Here is a 16,871-nt window from a genome sequence, read left to right as displayed (position 1 = left end):
CGATTTACGCGCCGCGGCGCCAGTCGCTGGGAGATTCGCCGTAGGCGTCCCGGAAAGTGCGGCTGAAATGGGCCGCGTCCAGGAATCCCCAGCGCGCTGCCACGGCGCCCACTGAGGTTCCGGAATGCAGCGGGTCCCTGAGGTCGCGGCGAACCCGTTCCAACCGCCGGTTCCGGATCCAGCTGGCAACCGTTGTGCCGGACTCGTGGAAGACGTTGTGCAGGTGGCGCGTCGAAATGAAATGGGCCGCCGCAATGCTGGCCGGTGACAGTTGCGGATCCGCGAGGTTCGCGTCGATGTATTCGCGGACCGACGTGGCCAGCACCATCTGCGGCTTCATGGTGTCCGGGGCCAGGTCCAGTTCGGAATGGAGCATCGTCGACACGAGATCGAGCGTATTGGCGGCCAGCCGGGAACCGCTGGGGCCGCTGAGTGCTTCGAGGTTGCCGGCTAGCTGTGTGATGAACGGTCCCACGATGCTGGTGAGCCCGTGCCCAGCGGCCAGGCGGACGGCGGAAAGCTGCCCCACGTAGTCCGGCGGCAGCGACAGTGAGTCGTGCGGGAACATGACCACCATCATCCGGGCCTGCTCTTCGAAGGCGAGCGTGTAGGGCCGGTTGGTGTCGTAGATGGCCAGGTCGCCGGGGCGCAGCACGGCCTCGCGGTTGTTCTGGATGAGGAGGCCGGTGCCCTCCAGCTGAAGGTTGAGCTTGAAATAGCGCTGGCCGGGCTGCGCCAGGTGGGCCGGCGTGCGGTGGACGCTGTGGGACGTGGCCGACACCTCCACGATGCACATGCGGTCCAGCACCCTGGACCGCATCCGGCCCCGGAAGGCGTCGGGGCGGTCCGTCTCCGCGGTCAGCGGCACGAAGGACTGCGCCACGAGGTGTCTCCAGTGGTCAAACGACGCGGCCACGCTGGAGGTGAGGTCCTGGCCCGCCGGGCGGGCTGTTGTTGCAGACATGGATGTTCCTGACGACGGACGGCCATCTGAATTTCGGTCCCCAAGACTGTGTCCTGGGACACAGTCATTTCAGATTAGCGCCGAAATTCCGCGTTGTCATCTTTTTTCAACACTTGTCGAAAAAAGATCACTTCTTCGCCTCCAGGAGGGTCAGGAATGCCTCCAGCTGTTGGCTCAAGCCCGGATCCGCCTGCCCTTCGGGGCCAGGGCGGCGGCAATCTGCGCCCCCAGCAGCATGTTCAGCAAGTGGCCGGCAACGGCCGCGTCCTCGACGGCGGCACTGACGGATCCGAGCTCCCGGGCCTGCGCCAGGTATTCCAGGATCGCCGCGTGCCACTGCTCCATGGACTCCCGGTGGATGGCTGCCTTTTCCGGATCATTGATGGCTTTTTGCCAAAAGGGAATGACAATCCGCGCTTCGCTGACGCGTTCGGAGTCCAGCGGCAGCACCTCGTCACAGAAGGCCCGCAGCGCCGGGATGCCGGTCTTGCCTGCAGTCACTTCCCTGATGCGTTCATTGGTCCGGTTGAAGACGTGGCCGAAGGCGAACGTCAGCAGGGTGTCCTTGGTGGGGAAATACGGCTTCAGGGCGCCATTCGCAAAGCCGGCCTCGAGGGCGATCTCCCGCATAGTGGCGCCTTCAATGCCCAGCCGGGCGATGATCCGCCAGGTCGCATCCACCAGCTCCAGGCGCCGCTCGTCATGGTCAACAATCTTTGGCACGCTGCCGCTCCCCGGGAAATATTTCGCGTCTGGCTATTGTGAGCCATCTTACGGACGGTTATTCTCTACAACTATAGAATATAAAAATTCCGACCGAACACGGTCCCGGACAAAGGTCGCCCATGACACTCGCACCAGCTGACACAGTCACCCAGTACCGCCTGGCAACGGGCGCTGAAATCACCGACGTCCAGGCCATCCTCCGAAGCGGGGGACTTCTTGGCCCGGAGAAGCGGATCGCCTACCTTGGCCTGCTGGATCCGGCCCGGGGCGCGGTTCCGGATTCCGGGGACCGGCGCTTCCGCGTGTTCATCCACGATGTCTCCGGCGGGCGGCCCCTGGACGTCACGGTCTCCGCCACGGGCGGCACGGTGACCTCCGCCGTCGAACTCGACACCGCCGCCACTGGCGAGCTGCCCGTCCTGGAAGAGGAATTTGAAGTCGTCGAGGAGCTGCTGGCGTCCGACGCGCGGTGGCTCAAGGCCCTCGCCGACCGAAACCTTGACGTCAGCAAGGTCCGCGTTGCCCCGCTGTCCGCCGGCGTCTTCGAATACCCGGAGGAAAAGGGCCGCCGCATCCTCCGCGGGCTGGCCTTCGTCCAGGAGTTTCCCGAGGACAGCGCCTGGGCGCATCCGGTGGACGGTCTGGTGGCCTACGTTGACGTCGTCAGCAAGGAAGTCACTCAGGTCCTGGACACCGGCGCCGTTCCCATTCCCGCAGAGCACGGCAACTTTACCGACCCGGAGCTGACCGGCCCGCTGCGCACCACGCAGAAGCCCATCAGCATCACCCAGCCCGAAGGGCCCAGCTTCACGGTCACCGGCGGCAACCACGTTGAGTGGGAAAAGTGGAGCGTGGACGTCGGCTTCGACGTCCGCGAGGGCGTGGTGCTGCACAACATCGCGTTCCGGGACGGCGACCGAAAGCGGCCCATCATCAACCGCGCCTCCATTGCCGAGATGGTGGTCCCCTACGGTGACCCGTCGCCCATCCGGTCCTGGCAGAACTACTTCGACACGGGCGAATACCTGGTGGGCCAGTACGCCAACTCCCTCGAGCTGGGCTGCGACTGCCTCGGCGACATCACCTACCTCAGCCCTGTGATCAGCGACGCGTTCGGCAATCCGCGCGAAATCCGCAACGGCATCTGCATGCACGAGGAGGACTGGGGCATCCTGGCCAAGCACAGCGACCTCTGGTCCGGCGTCACCTACACCCGACGCAACCGCCGCCTGGTGATCTCCTTCTTCACCACCATCGGCAACTACGACTACGGCTTCTACTGGTACCTCTACCTCGACGGCACCATCGAATTCGAGGCCAAGGCCACCGGCGTGGTGTTCACCAGCGCCTTCCCCGACGGCGGCTCGGACAACATCTCCCAACTGGCCCCCGGGCTGGGCGCACCGTTCCACCAGCACCTCTTCAGCGCCCGGCTGGACATGGCGATCGACGGCTTCACCAACCGGGTGGAGGAAGAGGATGTGGTCCGGCAGCCCATGGGGGAGGGAAACGAACGCGGCAACGCCTTTTCCCGGAAGCGGAGCGTCCTGCGCCGCGAGTCCGACGGCGTCCGTGAGGCCGATGCGCGCAGCGGCCGGACCTGGATCATCTCCAACCCGGAATCGCGCAACCGGCTGGGCGAACCCGTTGGCTACAAGCTCCACGCCCAGGGCCAGCCCACGCTGCTCGCCGCTCCGGAGTCCTCCATCGCCCGGCGTGCGGCGTTCGCCACCAAGGACCTGTGGGTCACCCGGTTCGCGGAGGACGAGCGCTACCCCACCGGCGACTTCGTCAACCAGCATTCCGGGGGAGCGGGCCTGCCGGCCTACATCGCCCAGGACCGCGACATCGACGGCCAGGACATCGTGGTGTGGCACACCTTCGGCCTGACCCACTTCCCGCGGACCGAGGACTGGCCCATCATGCCCGTGGACACCGTCGGCTTCAAGCTGCGCCCGGACGGGTTCTTCGACCGCAGCCCCGTGCTGGATGTGCCGGCCAGTGCGCAGCCCGCCGCCGGCGGACATTGCCACGGCTAGGCTGAGGCCGTGACAGCCCTGCGGGGATGGGGCCGGCCCGCCGGTCCCGTCCCCGGCCCTCGCCGCGTTGTCCATACCCGTGTTGTCCATACCCGTGTGGTGGCGGCGGTGACTGCCGCGTCCTGCCTGGTGCACCTCTGGCTCGTCGCGGGCAACCTCCACGGGCTCTGGCTGAACCTGCTGATGCTCGCCATGGTGGCCGTCTGCTTGCCCTGCGCTGTCCACATCTGGCGAGATGGGAGGACAGGAGCCCTGCGCCAGGTGATGGGCTGTGCGCTGGCGATGACTGTGCTGCACGCCGTCCTGCTACTGGGCGGTTCCGGTTCCGGCAGCGGGGCGGCCGGCCACAACCACGGGGTGGCTGCCCTCCCGGCAGCAGGGGACTCAGGGTCGGCGGCCGTGGGATTGCTGGCCATCGTGGTGCTGGAAATTACGACGGCGCTGCTCGCCGCCACGTTGCTGGCCCGGCTGCGGCGCCGGTGATCGAGCTTGCCGGTCCTGTGATTGAGCTTGCCGGGATCCGGGGTTTCGAAAGGCCCAACCACCGGTCTCTCAGCGGACGGGGTTGCCCAGTTCGCGCAGCGGCGTCTTGTGGGTTTCCCGGGCCCACACTGCGCCGGCGACCGCCAGCAGCGAGGATGCCGCCACGATCCAGGCGGCCGGACCCCAGTTGGCCTTGGTGGCACCCACCAGCGCGGTTCCCAGCAGCGGCGTGAAACCAGCACAGAGGATGCCGATCTGGAGCCCGATGGCCATACCGGAGTAGCGCACCTTGACGTTGAACAGCTCGGAGAACCACGCCGGGTAGATGGCGTTGGACATCGAGTAGGTACCGGCTGTGATGAGGGTGCTGGCGAGGAAGATCATCGGGATGTTGCCGGTGGAGATGACCGAGAAATACACGAAGATCATCGCCCCGGAGCCGAGGACGCCTGCGATGAAGACCGGGCGGCGGCCGAATTTGTCAGAGAGGCGCGCGAACAGCGGCTGGGAGCCAATGGCGATCACATTGCCAAGGATGCTGACCCACAGCATCGTGGAGGCAGGAACGCCGACGGAGACGGCGTAGGCCAGGCCGAAGGACTGCATAAAGGTGTTGGTGACGGTTTCGAAGGACATCAGGGCCACCTGGAAGAACTGCGCCGGGTGGGTCTTGAACATCTTGGCGAACGGGAGCTTCACCAGCTCGCCGTGATCGTGCTTCTCCTCGAAGACCTCGGGTTCCTCCAGGGAACGGCGGACCATGTAGGCCACGAAGAGCACGATGACCGAGAGCCAAAACGGGATGCGCCAGCCCCACGCGAGCCGGTCCGCTTCGTTCATGGCGGCCACCGGAAGGAAGACCAGGGAGGCCAGCACGATGCCGAAGGAAATGCCGCTCATCGCGAAGCTCGCAAAGAAGCCGCGCCGGCCCGTGGGGGCTTCCTCGGTGGTCAGGGCCGAAGCCCCGGCGGTTTCAGCGCCTGCCGAGAGGCCCTGCATGAGCCGGAGCAGCACCAGCAGGGCGGGCGCCCAGTAGCCGGCCGTGTTGAAGTCGGGCAGGGCGCCGATCAGGAACGTGGCGGCACCCATCAGTACGAGGGTCAGGACCAGGGTTGCCTTGCGGCCGATCTTGTCCCCGAGGTGGCCGAAGAGCACGGCGCCGAACGGGCGGGCCACGTAGGCGACGCCGAAGGTGGCGAAGGAGGCGAGCAGCGCGACGGTGGGGTCACCCGACGGGAAGAAGATCTTCGAAAAGATCAGTGACGCCGCTGTGGCGTAGATGAAAAAGTCGTAGTACTCGAGGGCGCCGCCGAGGAATGCGGCGAGCGCTGCCTTCTTGGCCCGCTTGAGCTTTCGCTGCGTCTCGGCGGTCTCGGCGGTGGTTGCAAGATTGGTCATTCTGATGGTCCTTCCACACTGAAAGACAGGTGCTCCGGTGCATGGATGCGATCTGATTTGTGCGCATTACGAACAGCTGTGCGATATGCGACTAGGAATAGCGTACCGCAGAGTGAGGTGCCTCACAACGCCTTCCGGCTGCATCTCCCAACTGAGAGGTGCCACCATGCCGCGGGCCGGCGTCGCGGTTTATCCGGATATGATCGAAATAAGTCCACGGCCGAGCGCCTGCGGGCGCCGAAAGTCAGCTTCAGGGAGGGCAAGCGATTCGATGGCGGAGCAACCCGCGTACTTCGTGAAGTCGGTGGAGAAGACCTTCGACGTACTGCGGGCCTTCACCCCGGATGAACCCCGCCTGACCGTTTCCCGCATAGCCGCGAAGTCGGACATGACCAGGGCCTCCGCCCGGCGGTTCCTGCTGACGTTAACGGACCTCGGCTACCTTCGCGCCGACGGCCCGTACTTCGAACTGACTCCCCGGTCCCTGGACATCGGCCAGTCCTTCCTGGCCAACCTGGCGCTGCCGAGGATTGCCGAGCGGCACCTCAAGTCGCTGGCCGCCGAGCTCAACGAAACAACATCGCTGTGCATCCTCGACGGCACCGACGTGGTCTACGTTGCCTGCCTCCCGTCGCCCAGGCTCTTGAGCGTCTCCATCAGCGTGGGCACCAGGTTCCCGGCCTGGGCCACCTCCATGGGGCGGGTGCTGCTGGGCGCATTGTCCGACGCGGACCTGAAGACGTACTTCGACTCGGTCCAGCTGCAGCGGTTCACCGAGCGCTCGATCGGAAGCCTCGGACAGCTCAAGGCGGAAGTGGAACAGGCCCGGGCCAAGGGGTGGGCCATGGTGTCGCAGGAACTGGAGGAAGGACTCCGGGGAGTGGCTGTCCCTGTCTGGCACGGCAACGACGTGGTCGCCGCCGTCAACGTTTCCCTCCAGACCCACAGGGCGCCCGCGGAGGACATCGAAAAAACCGTGGTGCCGCTCCTGCAGGACGCCGCGCGCCAGATCGGCCACGACTACGGCGGCCGCGCCACCGAACCACTCAACACTGCCATCCGGGGATGAAATGATCACACGTACTGACGTCGATGAAGCCGCTGCAAGGATTGCCGGGCTGGTGCGCCGCACACCGGTCATCGAATCGGACCGGGGGAGCTTTTCCGGGACTGTCTGGTTCAAGTGCGAGTACATGCAGCACACCGGTACGTTCAAGGCCCGGGGCGCGTTCAACCGGATGCTGGCCTGCCGTGAACGCGGCGAACTTAAAGAGGACGTCGGAATCGTTGTGGCCTCCGGCGGGAATGCCGGCCTCGCCAACGCCTACGCCGCGGCGCAGGCAGGTGTGCCTGCCACCGTCTTTGTCCCCGAGACCGCCCCCGCCATGAAGGTGAGGAAGCTCCGGGAATCCGGGGCGTCCGTCATCCAGCGCGGAGCCGAATACGCCGTCGCCTACGACGCCGCGATCGCCTATGCGGCCGAAACCGGTGCCGTGTACTGCCATGCCTACGACCAGCCTGAAATTGCCGCGGGTGCCGGCACCGTAGGCTCCGAGCTCCTGGAACAGCTGGGCGGCGGCGTGGACACCGTCCTGGTGGCTGTGGGCGGCGGGGGACTGATGGCGGGGATCGCGGCCGCCGTCGAAGGCCTGGCCAATGTGGTGGGCGTGGAGCCGGCCACCGCACCCACGCTGCATGCTGCCCTGGAGGCGGGAACCCCCATAGACGTGGCTGTCTCGGGGATCGCCGCGGATTCACTCGGGGCGCGGCGGATCGGACAGATCGGCTTTGAGGTGGCGGTTCGGACCGGCGTGAAAAGCGTACTGGTGTCCGACGACGAGATCGCCGCCGCGCGCTCGCAGCTGTGGGCCGAATACCGGATGGTGGTGGAGCACGGTGCGGCGGCCGCCTTTGCCGCACTGACGGCTGGGGCGTACATTCCGGGGGAAGGCGAACGTGTTGCCGTGATCCTGTGCGGCGCCAACACGGACCCCTGCACCGTCTGACCGTCCCCGAATCTCAGCTGGGATCGCACTGAGGTAGCCTCGCGCGTTCAGGTGGCGGCGCGCGTTAGATCGCTGCGCGGCCTCCGGGCCGGGCGGCGATCCGCTTTGGTTCCTTGCGGTCGCGCCGCGCGTAGACGCGCGACCGCCGGCTCGACAGGGCGAGGATGAGCAGGATGTCCAGCGTGAGGCCGGGAAGGTTGGACTGCAGCGTGATCCCGGGGCCGCCGCGTGCCACGTCAATGACCTGAAGTCCGATCGCGGCAGTGCTCACAGCCATGGCGAGGGTCCGCGCCCAGTTCCGGCCCAGGAAAACCAGCCAGGCGAGCAGCAGTTCCGCGAGGGCGAAGAGGACCACCACCGCGAGGCCCAGATACAGAACCAGCTGGGCCTGGCCCTGGGTCAGCCCGGGACCGGAACCAGCGCCGGCACCGGACTGCAGGAGCGGCTCCAGGTGTTCGCCGGGGAAGAGGGCGATGGACATGGCCAGTGCCGCTGCGGCCACGGCACGTGCGGCCACCAGTGCCGCCCCGATGATGGTGGGGGCGGGGCGCCTGTTGCGGCTGTCGCTCGGGAGGCGGGGCGTGGCGCCGCCGGGCACCGGCGTTCCGCGGAGGTCGACGATGGGGAGGTCACCGTCCGTCGCAATCTCATCGCCCCCGCCGTTGCGGGTGTGGTAGCCGGTGGAGAAATCCCGGACCACCCTGACGGCGGCGGACGGCTCGGCGTCGGAAATGGACTTCACCACGTGGTCCCGCTCATCGTCCGTGTGCTCGTCGATCTTGTGCGTGATCTGGAGGGTGAACAGTGATAAGCCGACGCTGCGGTCGTACGTACCGGCGGCCAGCCAGTCCACGGCCAGGCCGCCGGGGAGCAGCCACCCGGGAGGGCAGCGCCAGAAACGGACGTGGTGGCGTTTGCCGGGGCTTCCGTCCACTTCCTGCTGGTAGGCGAAGTCCTGCTGCCGGCCGAACAGGAAAAGCGGGCTGACCGGGGCCTCCAGGTAGCTGCTGCGCCGGAGGGTGGAGGTGACGATTCTCCAGCCGCTTGCCAGCGTCACGTCGTCGGCGATGGTCCAGCCGGCCCGGCGCATTGCCTGGTGCAGCTGCGCTTCGGTGCCGAGCAGGGCGACGTTCACCGGATCGCCCAACAGGCCGTCGCTGGTGCGGGCCCGCCCGATGAAGTAATCGGGGACGTAGACGCGGGTCAGGATTGAATGCAGCCTGGGCAGGACGAGGTAGGCGAGCATGGCCCAGAAGATGAATGTGAACCAGATCTGGCCCCAGCCCCACTGGAAGCTGAGCTCAAGGAGAAGGTACGTCAACCAGGCGGCGGCGACACCACCCACCAGGAAGAAGATCCGGTCCCAGACGGTATCCATTGCTGCGCGTGCAATGCCGGTGACGGAAACCCTCACCGCAGGCCTGGTCATGACCAAGATGATACTGGAACCGGCGTGCGGATCCGTGGACACAGTGATTCGAACTGATACGCAATGTGATCCCCCCTGAGAATTGTGTTGTCAGTCGAGCGGAAGAGTGACCGTAACGCAGGTGCCCTGGCCGGGCGCCGATTCGACCGTCACGTCGCCGCCTGCGTCGTCGACGGCGATGGACATCAGCAGCAGCCCGAACCCGTGGGGCCGGTTGCCGGTGTGGTCGTTGCCGTCAAAGCCCGTGCCGTTGTCAGCCACCGTCAGCCGGATGCCGTGATGCACGGCAGCAAGCCGGACGGTAAGTTCCGTGGCGCCCGCGTACTTCAACGCGTTGCTCAGGGCTTCCTGGGCGACGTGGTACAGCAGGGTGGCGCTGCCCGCGGGAATTTCAATGCCATGGTGCGGGGTTTCCCACCGCACCGAGGTTCCCTGTTCGCGCAGCGGCGCGGCCAGCCGGTCGATGCAGCCGGCGAGCCCGAGGGTGTGGAAATCCACCGGGCTTTGATCCGTGATGACGCCATGGATCGCGGTGACTTTATTGACAGCTGGAGCCTTTTTCATGGCCAGTCCTGCTTCCTTGCAGCCTGTGATTCTTCCTTTTCACGGGTGCTGGGTTCCCGCCTTGTTATGTTTCAAGGGTGAACCGGCAGAATCAGGGGCTCCGCTGGGTTTGCGCAATTTTGGCTCAAGTTCAGGGCGGCCGGGCAAGGAGGGGCCCGTCGAGCCATCCTTGCCGTTGTTTACCCGGCCATCCCGGGATGGACCCGCACAAACTCGCAAAATCCGTTCTTCCGCAACTCCGGCCACCGTACTGGCCCGAAGGATGAATCTGCTGGCTTTGAGGTTGAGCTCAGCCGGAAACGGCAGGTGCCGGCAGGGGCGCGCCGCCCCGCGTGGATAGGGTGACAGGCATGGAACCACTTCTGAAAGTCATGCGGCATTGGGGCGCCCCCGTGGCGGCCGTTCTTTTCTTCACGCTGTGGTGCGTGGGCGAAGCAGGAAGGATGGGGCCGTGGCCCGGACTCAACGTCTGGGCAGGAACGGTCCCGCTGGTGCTTACGACGGCGGCCATCGCCGTGGCGGTCTGGCAACCGATCGCCTCGCTAGCCCTGACGGCCCTCCTGCTGATTGGCCAGTTCTTTTACCTCATCCCGGCCATGTACGCCAACCACTGGCCCATCTACATCGGGTCGTTCATCGCCCTGGCGTTTATCCTCTGGACGGCCGGCAAAAGGACAGCCCTGGTTGCGGCCGGGGCCAACGCGGTCTTCATCGTGGCCATGACCTTCCTGATGATCTCGTGGCGGTACAGCTACGGGGTGGGCTGGTTCTACCCGTTGTACGGCGGCGACCGCGTGGCCCTGCGGGTTTACGGCGGGCAGCTCTTCTCCATCCTGACGCTCATCGCCGCGGGCTGCGCCGCCGTCGGAATTGCTGTGAAGCTGTACCAGGAACGCGGCAGCCTGTTCCGGGCCCGGAACATCGCCCAGGCAGGCCTGAAGGAAGCGGAAATCGACCTCATTGTCGAACAGGAGCGGACGCGCATCGCACGGGACCTCCATGATGTCCTGGCGCACTCCCTGGCCGTCATCGCGGCCCAGGCCGACGGTACCCGCTACCTGAGTTCGGACCAGCCCAGGGCCGTGCTGAACGCGCTGGAGAACATCGCGAGTTCCGCCCGCGGAGCCCTGGTGGACGCGCAACGCGTGATTGAGGGGGTCCGCGACGACGGCATGATGGCGCCCCAGCCCCGGCTCAGCGATGTTGCGCCGCTGGTGGAGCGGATGCGCCAGGGCAGCCTGGCGATCCGGCGCAGCGAATCGGGCACTCCCGTGGAGCTCACCGCCGGCCAGCAGCTGGCCGTGTTCCGGATAGTCCAGGAATGCCTCACCAACGCCCTCAAGCACGGCGGCCGCGGCACCGCGGTCCGGCTGCATTTTGACTGGAGCGGCCCCGGACTGACCCTGCACGTGGCCTCGGCCATGGCCGCCGCCGAGGGGGCCGGCGGGGCAGCCAGTGGGGGAGCCGGCGATGCGGCCGGTGCGGAGCGCGTGGGCAGGGGTATACCGGGTATGCGTGAACGGGCGCATCTGGCCGGAGGCTGGGTGACGGCGGGGCCGGACGGTGAGCAGTTCCGCGTGACTGCCTTCGTTCCCTACGGGCTGCGGTCCTCCGACTCCCGCGGAGTCGCAGACGAGGAGGCGTCCGCTGCGCAACCAGAGGGCGCCACGCCCCTCGAAGCGAAGCCGATGGAAACCCGGCACGATGAGACCCGGCACGATGAAACCCGGCCGGAAGGCACCCAACCCGAAGAGTCCCAACCGGAAGCGGCCCTCCGTGGCTGATGCGGGAGGACGCATCCTGGTGGCGCTCGTGGACGACCAGCCGCTTTTCCGCGCCGGCATCCGGATGCTGATCGAGAGCCAGGCGGACATGGAGCTCTGCGGGGAAGCCGGCGACGGCGAACAGGCGGTGGCGCTCGCGTCCGAACAGAATCCGGATGTGATGCTGATGGACCTTCGGATGCCGGTCCTCGACGGGGTCAGCGCCACCCGGCGCATCCTGCAGATGCAGGACGCCGGGGGCGGAGACCGGCCCAAGATCATCGCCCTGACCACCTTCAACCGGGACCAGGCGGTGGTGGAAGCCGTCCAGGCCGGCGCCAGCGGGTACCTGCTCAAAAGTGCGGAACCGGAATTCCTCCTGGCCGCCATCCGCACGGTCTATGCCGGCTACTCCGTGATAGCACCCGGCTCCGTCCATGGGCTTTTCCAGCACGCAGCACGCACCATGCCCTCCGCGGGGCCGGACCTCTCCGTCCTCGAGGTGCTCTCAGCACGTGAGCGCGACGTGTTCCTCCTTGCGGCGAAAGGGCTGGCCAACGCTGAAATGGCCGGAAGCCTATTCGTCTCCGAAGCCACCATCAAGACGCACCTGCGCAGCGTCCTGGACAAGCTGGGACTCCGCACCAGGCTCCAGCTGGTGGCCTTCGCCCACGAACGGCGGCTGCTGGGGTAGCTGCGCCGCCGGCCAGGCGGCGGCTCGGGGGCTGCGGCTCCGATGCCATGACCCCGTTGCTACGGCCCTCTGCTATGGCCCGCCGCGGGGCTGCGTGGGATTCTTAAGCTTGGCGGAGGGAAGCACCGTGACCCCCAAGCAACTGGTTCTGGTAGTGGCTGCCACCGTGGGCGTCCTGGCCCTGGTGCTGCTGTCGATTGACTGGCGGCCGGAGGCCCTGCAGGATCCGGCCCGGACGCTCGGAGTCCTCAATGCCCAGGGCGTCATCCGCATGGGCGAGAACCCGGACCGGGCTTCCTTTTCGGTCTTCGAACTGTCGATGTTCATCGGCGTGGGGCTGGCATTCGTGCTGGCGGGCGTCACGGCCTGGCAGACCCGCCCCAACCGGAACCCCGGCCTGCTCCTGGTGGTCGCCGGGCTGCTGTGGCTGGCTGCCGGGGTCAGGCGGTCCAGCGACCCGTTCCTCTTCACCCTCGGCGTGACGCTGACGCTGATGTACCAGCCGCCCTTGCTGCAGCTTGCACTGAGCTTCCCGTCGGGGGTCCTGCGCTCGAGGGCCGAACGGTGGGCGGTGGTTTTCTTCTTCGCCGCCTGGGTGGCCATCGCCGTCGCCAGCTGGGCCTTCTTCGATCCGCGACTGCATGTTGCGGCAGGTCAGTCCACGTCCCAAAACCTGCTGCTGCTGTGGGACGGCCCGCAGCTCACCAGCGCCATCGGGGACGCTGCCCGCGTTGCGCAGGTGGGCATCGGCCTCGCCATCGTGGCGGTCCTCGTCTCCCGCTGGCGTTCCGGTTCCCCCGCTTACCGCGCCGCGTTCCTGCCACTGTGGCTGGCCGTGATCATTAAGACGGCGTCCACGGTCTGGGCAACGCTGGCCGTGGTCCAGCTGACGGGATCGCTGTCCAACGAGGCCCTGCTGTGGCAGTACCCGGCGACGGCGATGGTGCCGCTCGCCGTCCTGCTGGGCCTGTGGCGGTACCGGTTCGCGCGCGGTGCGCTGAGCGACCTGATGGTGGAGATCGGAATGGCACCGGTCAGCGACCGGCTCATCCGCGCCCTGCGCAGATCGGTCCGGGACCCCACCCTCAGCCTGTGGCGCTGGTCGCCAGCCCTGGCAGGATTCGTCGACGACGACGGCGTTCCCCGCGCGGTCCCGGAGGACGGATCCGGCCGGGCGGCGATGGTGCTGGAGCGCAACGGCAGCCCGGTAGGCGCGCTGGTCTTCGATGAAGCACTCCGGGACCAGCCGCAGCTGCTGGCCGCGGTGCGGAGTGCGACGTCCCTGGCCCTGGACAACCAGAACATGGAGCAGCAGCTGCGGGACCAGCTCGTTGAGGTCCGCCGGTCCCGGGAACGGATCGTCACTGCCGGGGACGCCCGGCGCCGCGAACTGGAAAGGGACCTCCACGACGGCGCGCAGCAGCGCCTGGTTGCGGTATCCATGGACCTGGCCCGGGCACGGCGTGCCGCCGGCGCCGGGGAAATGAAGGAGCTGGTGGAACAGGCCGGCCGCGACCTTGCCGTGGCACTGGCGGAACTGCGCGAACTGGCGCGGGGAGTCTACCCGCCGTCGTTGCGGGAAAGGGGGCTCGGCGGATCCCTCACTGCCCTCGCGGAACGCTCCCCGCTGCCCATCGAGCTGGAGGTCGAGCTACCGGTGCGGCCTCCGCCGCAGGTTGAGCTCGCCGCCTATTTCATCTGCGCCGAAGCCGTGACCAACGCGGCCAAGCATGCCCGTGCCTCGCACCTGCGGATCGGCGTCAAGGGCACGGACGGCGGGGTTAGCCTGCACGTCACGGACAACGGGATCGGAGGTGCCAGCCCCGGTTCCGACGGCGGCCTGCTGGGGCTGGCCGACCGGGCGGCGGCGCTGGGCGGTTCCCTGGTTGTCACCAGCCCGGAAGGCGGCGGAACCACCGTGGCGGCAGTCCTGCCGTTCTCGGCCGATCCAACGGAGGACATGCCATGAAACTGCGCGTCGCCATCGCCGACGACTCGGCGCTGCTCCGCCGCGGCCTTGCCGCCCTGCTCGCTTCCGAAGGGCTGGAGGTGGTGTGCGAGGCGGCGGATGCCGAGGAACTGCTGGCCTGCATCGCTGCCCACCGGCCCGATGCCGCCGTCGTCGACATCCGCATGCCGCCCACCTTTACCACCGAAGGCATCCAGGCCGCCGCGGCCATCCGGCGCGACCATCCTGAAACCGGGGTGCTCCTGCTGTCCCAGTACGTGGAGACGGAGAACGCGATGGCGCTGCTGGGGAACGGCGCCAAGGGACTCGGCTACCTCCTGAAGGAGCGCGTGTCCGACATCGACGACTTCATCGACGCCCTGCACCGCGTGGCGGCCGGCGGCACCGCCGTCGACCCTGAACTGGTGGCACGCATGGTGGCCCGGCCGCACAACGGCCAGCAGCGGGAAGGCGAGCTCAGCAGCCGGGAAAAGGACGTCCTGGAGCTGATGGCCCAGGGGCGCACCAACCAGGCGATCGGGAAGACCCTGTTCCTGGGGGAGCGGACGGTGGAAGCCCATATCCGGAGCATCTTCCTTAAGCTCGGGCTGCGGCCGGAACCCGAGGACCACCGCCGGGTCCTTGCCGTGCTCACCTACCTGCGCCAGCAATAGCAAAACCGGCGGCAGCCCTTTTCGGGGCTGCCGCCGGTTTGCTGGCTGGACGTCGGGCTAATTCAACATCGAGCTGGTTGGACGGAGCTAGTTGGACATCGAGGTCGTGCCGCTGCCGGTCCAGCCGGTGAACGGCGACCAGACACCGCTGGCCCTTCCTGGTGGCGAACCTTGTGGTAGACCTCCTCGTTGCCGATCTCGGTGTTGGTCAGGGTGCGGACATTGTGGATGGTGTGCCAGCCGTTGGCGGGGCCGAGATAGCGGCTGAACGCCGAGTCGCCCAGGTGGTCATCACCGTTGGGCCAGTCGTCGCTCTCCCAGCGCTGCTGCTCGATGTAGACGGAACGGTTAGATGCGCAGTAGACATTGATCCGGTAGTCCACCAGCTTGGTGCCCGAAGAGTTGAAGCCCGCAAAGATGGGCTTCAGGGGGACGACGGTGCAGGCATAGTTGGTGGCGGCGGCCTGGGCAGGTGCGGCCAGGGCCACGCCACCCGCAGCCAGCCCCAGCGTCATTGCTGAGACGAGTGCGATCTTGGCGCGGGAGGTGCGGGACTTCTTTGTTCCGGCGGTCATGGACATTTTGTTGCTCCTGTTGCGGTGAGTGGGGTTTCCGGTTCCGGGATGCTCTCTCCGGTTCCGGTGCTTCCATGGTGCCCGCGGGGCCCTGCCCGTGGCTTCCGTGCTAGCACTGTTTGCTGGCGCTGTTTGATGGAACTGTTCCCGGCGCCCAGAATGCATAGTCAGCTTGCTTATTATTTCCGGGCTTCATAGTGTTTAACCCGTAAGGCATCAACCCTCGGCGGGGGACAGTGCGGCCGGTGAGCGGCTGCATCACCCCCCCGCTCCGGCAAGAGGAGGACATATGTCAGCGCACAATATTGCAGGCAAGAAGGTTGCGTTCCTGCTGAGCGACGGCGTGGAGCAGGTGGAGCTGACCAGCCCCTGGAACGCCGTGAAGGAAGCCGGCGGTGAGCCCACCCTGGTGGCGCCCAAGGCCGGCAAGCTGCAGGGCTACGACGGCACCGAAAAGGGCGAGAAGTTCGACGTCGACATCACTGTGGCCGAGGCCAACGCCTCCGATTTCCACGCCCTGGTGATCCCCGGCGGGGTGGTCAACGCCGACCACCTCCGGGTGGACAAGGACGCCCAGGCCTTCGCCCGGAGCTTCTTTGAACAGCACAAGCCGGTGGCGTCCATCTGCCACGGCCCGTGGCTGCTCATCGACGCCGGTGTGGTCCGCGGCCGCAAGCTGACCTCGTACCACACGCTCCAGACCGACCTGAAGAACGCAGGTGCGGACTGGCGCGACGAGGAAGTGGTGGTGGACCAGGGCTTCGTGACCAGCAGGCACCCCGGCGACCTCGAGGCCTTCAACGACAAACTGCTCGAAGAGATCGAAGAAGGCGAGCACGCCGGCCAGACGCCCTAACCGGCAGGCGCGAACAAATCGCAGCGAACAAAAGAGGAGGGGCCCGACGGCGGCAATTGCCGCCGTCGGGCCCCTCCTCTTTGCTGCTGTTCAGTCGCTGGAGCTGGGTTCCGTGGTGAGTCCCCGGTTGTCCCCGGTTTCGCTGTTCTGCTCCTCGGCCGGTCCCGGGGGTTTGGTGCCGCCCGCCCCGGCGGGGCCGCTATCAGCGGGGCCGGATGCTGCGTGGCGGCCGGAGGCCTGGCCCGCAGGCTTTTCCTTCGGCAGCGGGCTTGTTTTGTCCTCGACTCCGTCGCTCACGATGTCTTCGGGCTCGTTGTGTTCAGTGCTCATGGACTGCTCCTGATCTTGAAGTATCGGATCTGTCCGGCCTGCTCCAAGCGCCGGCCCGTACTAGGCGGACTTTCCGTTCCACGCTACAGCCGGGGCGCACGGTGAGTACAGGTGCGCGTCCCGCGGCGTGTCCTTACGCCATCGACGCCCACTGCCGCTGTTCCCGGGTTTCGCCGTAGGGGACGTCGCGGCTCACGGCCACGGTGTAGGTGGAGAAACCGGTCTGGGTCACCAGCACGCCGTGGCGGCGTTCCTGCATGGCGTGCCGTAGCGCGATGTCCACGGCGCTGTTGAGGTCGTTTTCGATCGTTGCGGGATCGTGGGCAATGATCTCGAGGAGGATGTCGGAGTGGTGCTTGATCATGGGGAGCTCTCTTTCGCGGTGAAGGGGCATGGGCATCCTGGGCAGATTATGGATAGGG

Annotated in this window: 16 protein-coding genes and 1 pseudogene; 9 read left to right on the top strand and 8 right to left on the bottom strand. The window is 66.9% G+C overall.

Annotated features, from left to right (window positions below; genetic code table 11):
• Positions 1-4: 4 nt before the first annotated feature.
• A complete protein-coding gene (locus tag FCN77_RS22140) occupies positions 5-964 on the bottom strand; it encodes a helix-turn-helix domain-containing protein (RefSeq protein ID WP_137324010.1) in 960 nt (319 codons plus the stop codon).
• Positions 965-1,091: 127 nt separating this feature from the next.
• Positions 1,092-1,687, bottom strand: a pseudogene (locus FCN77_RS22135) (TetR/AcrR family transcriptional regulator).
• A 122-nt stretch (positions 1,688-1,809) separates the two neighbouring features.
• On the opposite strand from FCN77_RS22135, the gene FCN77_RS22130 reads away from it, so the two are divergent.
• Both FCN77_RS22130 and FCN77_RS22125 read left to right on the top strand, forming a co-directional pair.
• The gene (locus FCN77_RS22130; RefSeq protein WP_137324009.1) at positions 1,810-3,729 is read left to right on the top strand and encodes a primary-amine oxidase; all 1,920 of its coding nucleotides are present in this window, start codon (positions 1,810-1,812) and stop codon (positions 3,727-3,729) included.
• A 9-nt stretch (positions 3,730-3,738) separates the two neighbouring features.
• Positions 3,739-4,212, top strand: a complete 474-nt coding sequence (locus FCN77_RS22125) for a hypothetical protein (RefSeq protein WP_254678692.1) — start codon at positions 3,739-3,741, stop codon at positions 4,210-4,212.
• Between the two features lie 69 nt (positions 4,213-4,281).
• Here FCN77_RS22125 and FCN77_RS22120 read toward each other — a convergent pair whose 3' ends face one another.
• Entirely contained in the window at positions 4,282-5,610 is a 1,329-nt protein-coding gene (locus FCN77_RS22120) for an MFS transporter (protein ID WP_137324008.1), read from the bottom strand.
• 271 nt (positions 5,611-5,881) lie between these two features.
• Here FCN77_RS22120 and FCN77_RS22115 point away from each other — a divergent pair, with 271 nt between their 5' ends.
• The gene (locus FCN77_RS22115) at positions 5,882-6,679 is read left to right on the top strand and encodes an IclR family transcriptional regulator C-terminal domain-containing protein (protein WP_137324007.1); all 798 of its coding nucleotides are present in this window, start codon (positions 5,882-5,884) and stop codon (positions 6,677-6,679) included.
• Position 6,680: 1 nt separating this feature from the next.
• Complete coding sequence (locus FCN77_RS22110; protein ID WP_137324006.1) at positions 6,681-7,616, top strand: threonine/serine dehydratase; 936 nt, start codon at positions 6,681-6,683, stop codon at positions 7,614-7,616.
• A gap of 64 nt (positions 7,617-7,680) precedes the next feature.
• On the opposite strand, the gene FCN77_RS22105 is transcribed toward FCN77_RS22110, so the two are convergent.
• Positions 7,681-9,045 carry an LssY C-terminal domain-containing protein gene (locus FCN77_RS22105; protein ID WP_137324005.1) on the bottom strand — a complete coding sequence of 455 codons (1,365 nt, stop codon included), beginning with the start codon at positions 9,043-9,045 and terminating at the stop codon, positions 7,681-7,683.
• A 90-nt stretch (positions 9,046-9,135) separates the two neighbouring features.
• Entirely contained in the window at positions 9,136-9,609 is a 474-nt protein-coding gene (locus FCN77_RS22100; RefSeq protein ID WP_137324004.1) for a sensor histidine kinase, read from the bottom strand.
• Positions 9,610-9,959: 350 nt separating this feature from the next.
• Between FCN77_RS22100 and FCN77_RS22095 the strand changes: the two genes are divergently transcribed.
• From FCN77_RS22095 to FCN77_RS22080, 4 genes are all read left to right on the top strand, one after another.
• Positions 9,960-11,393, top strand: a complete 1,434-nt coding sequence (locus FCN77_RS22095; protein WP_254678691.1) for a sensor histidine kinase — start codon at positions 9,960-9,962, stop codon at positions 11,391-11,393.
• Entirely contained in the window at positions 11,386-12,066 is a 681-nt protein-coding gene (locus FCN77_RS22090; RefSeq protein ID WP_254678690.1) for a response regulator transcription factor, read from the top strand. Before FCN77_RS22095 ends, FCN77_RS22090 begins: the two co-directional genes overlap by 8 nt.
• A gap of 127 nt (positions 12,067-12,193) precedes the next feature.
• On the top strand, positions 12,194-14,035 hold the full coding sequence (locus FCN77_RS22085) for an ATP-binding protein (protein ID WP_254678689.1): 1,842 nt from the start codon (positions 12,194-12,196) through the stop codon (positions 14,033-14,035).
• Complete coding sequence (locus FCN77_RS22080) at positions 14,032-14,688, top strand: response regulator transcription factor (RefSeq protein WP_137324001.1); 657 nt, start codon at positions 14,032-14,034, stop codon at positions 14,686-14,688. The genes FCN77_RS22085 and FCN77_RS22080 overlap by 4 nt, the downstream gene beginning before the upstream one ends.
• A gap of 62 nt (positions 14,689-14,750) precedes the next feature.
• Here FCN77_RS22080 and FCN77_RS22075 read toward each other — a convergent pair whose 3' ends face one another.
• Positions 14,751-15,263, bottom strand: coding sequence for a hypothetical protein (locus FCN77_RS22075; RefSeq protein ID WP_254678688.1), 513 nt, complete (start codon positions 15,261-15,263; stop codon positions 14,751-14,753).
• A gap of 289 nt (positions 15,264-15,552) precedes the next feature.
• Between FCN77_RS22075 and FCN77_RS22070 the strand changes: the two genes are divergently transcribed.
• Positions 15,553-16,119 carry a type 1 glutamine amidotransferase domain-containing protein gene (locus FCN77_RS22070; RefSeq protein WP_137324000.1) on the top strand — a complete coding sequence of 189 codons (567 nt, stop codon included), beginning with the start codon at positions 15,553-15,555 and terminating at the stop codon, positions 16,117-16,119.
• A 90-nt stretch (positions 16,120-16,209) separates the two neighbouring features.
• Here FCN77_RS22070 and FCN77_RS22065 read toward each other — a convergent pair whose 3' ends face one another.
• Positions 16,210-16,449: a hypothetical protein gene (locus FCN77_RS22065; protein ID WP_137323999.1), complete on the bottom strand. Its 240-nt coding sequence runs from the start codon at positions 16,447-16,449 to the stop codon at positions 16,210-16,212.
• 133 nt (positions 16,450-16,582) lie between these two features.
• Positions 16,583-16,813, bottom strand: a complete 231-nt coding sequence (locus FCN77_RS22060; RefSeq protein ID WP_137323998.1) for a hypothetical protein — start codon at positions 16,811-16,813, stop codon at positions 16,583-16,585.
• Between the last annotated feature and the right edge of the window lie 58 nt (positions 16,814-16,871).

It is taken from the genome of Arthrobacter sp. 24S4-2, assembly GCF_005280255.1.
In the GTDB taxonomy this organism is placed as follows: Bacteria; Actinomycetota; Actinomycetes; order Actinomycetales; family Micrococcaceae; genus Arthrobacter.
The sequence above is the reverse complement of the archived record's forward strand: the minus strand, read 5'-3'. Positions and strand labels throughout refer to the sequence as shown.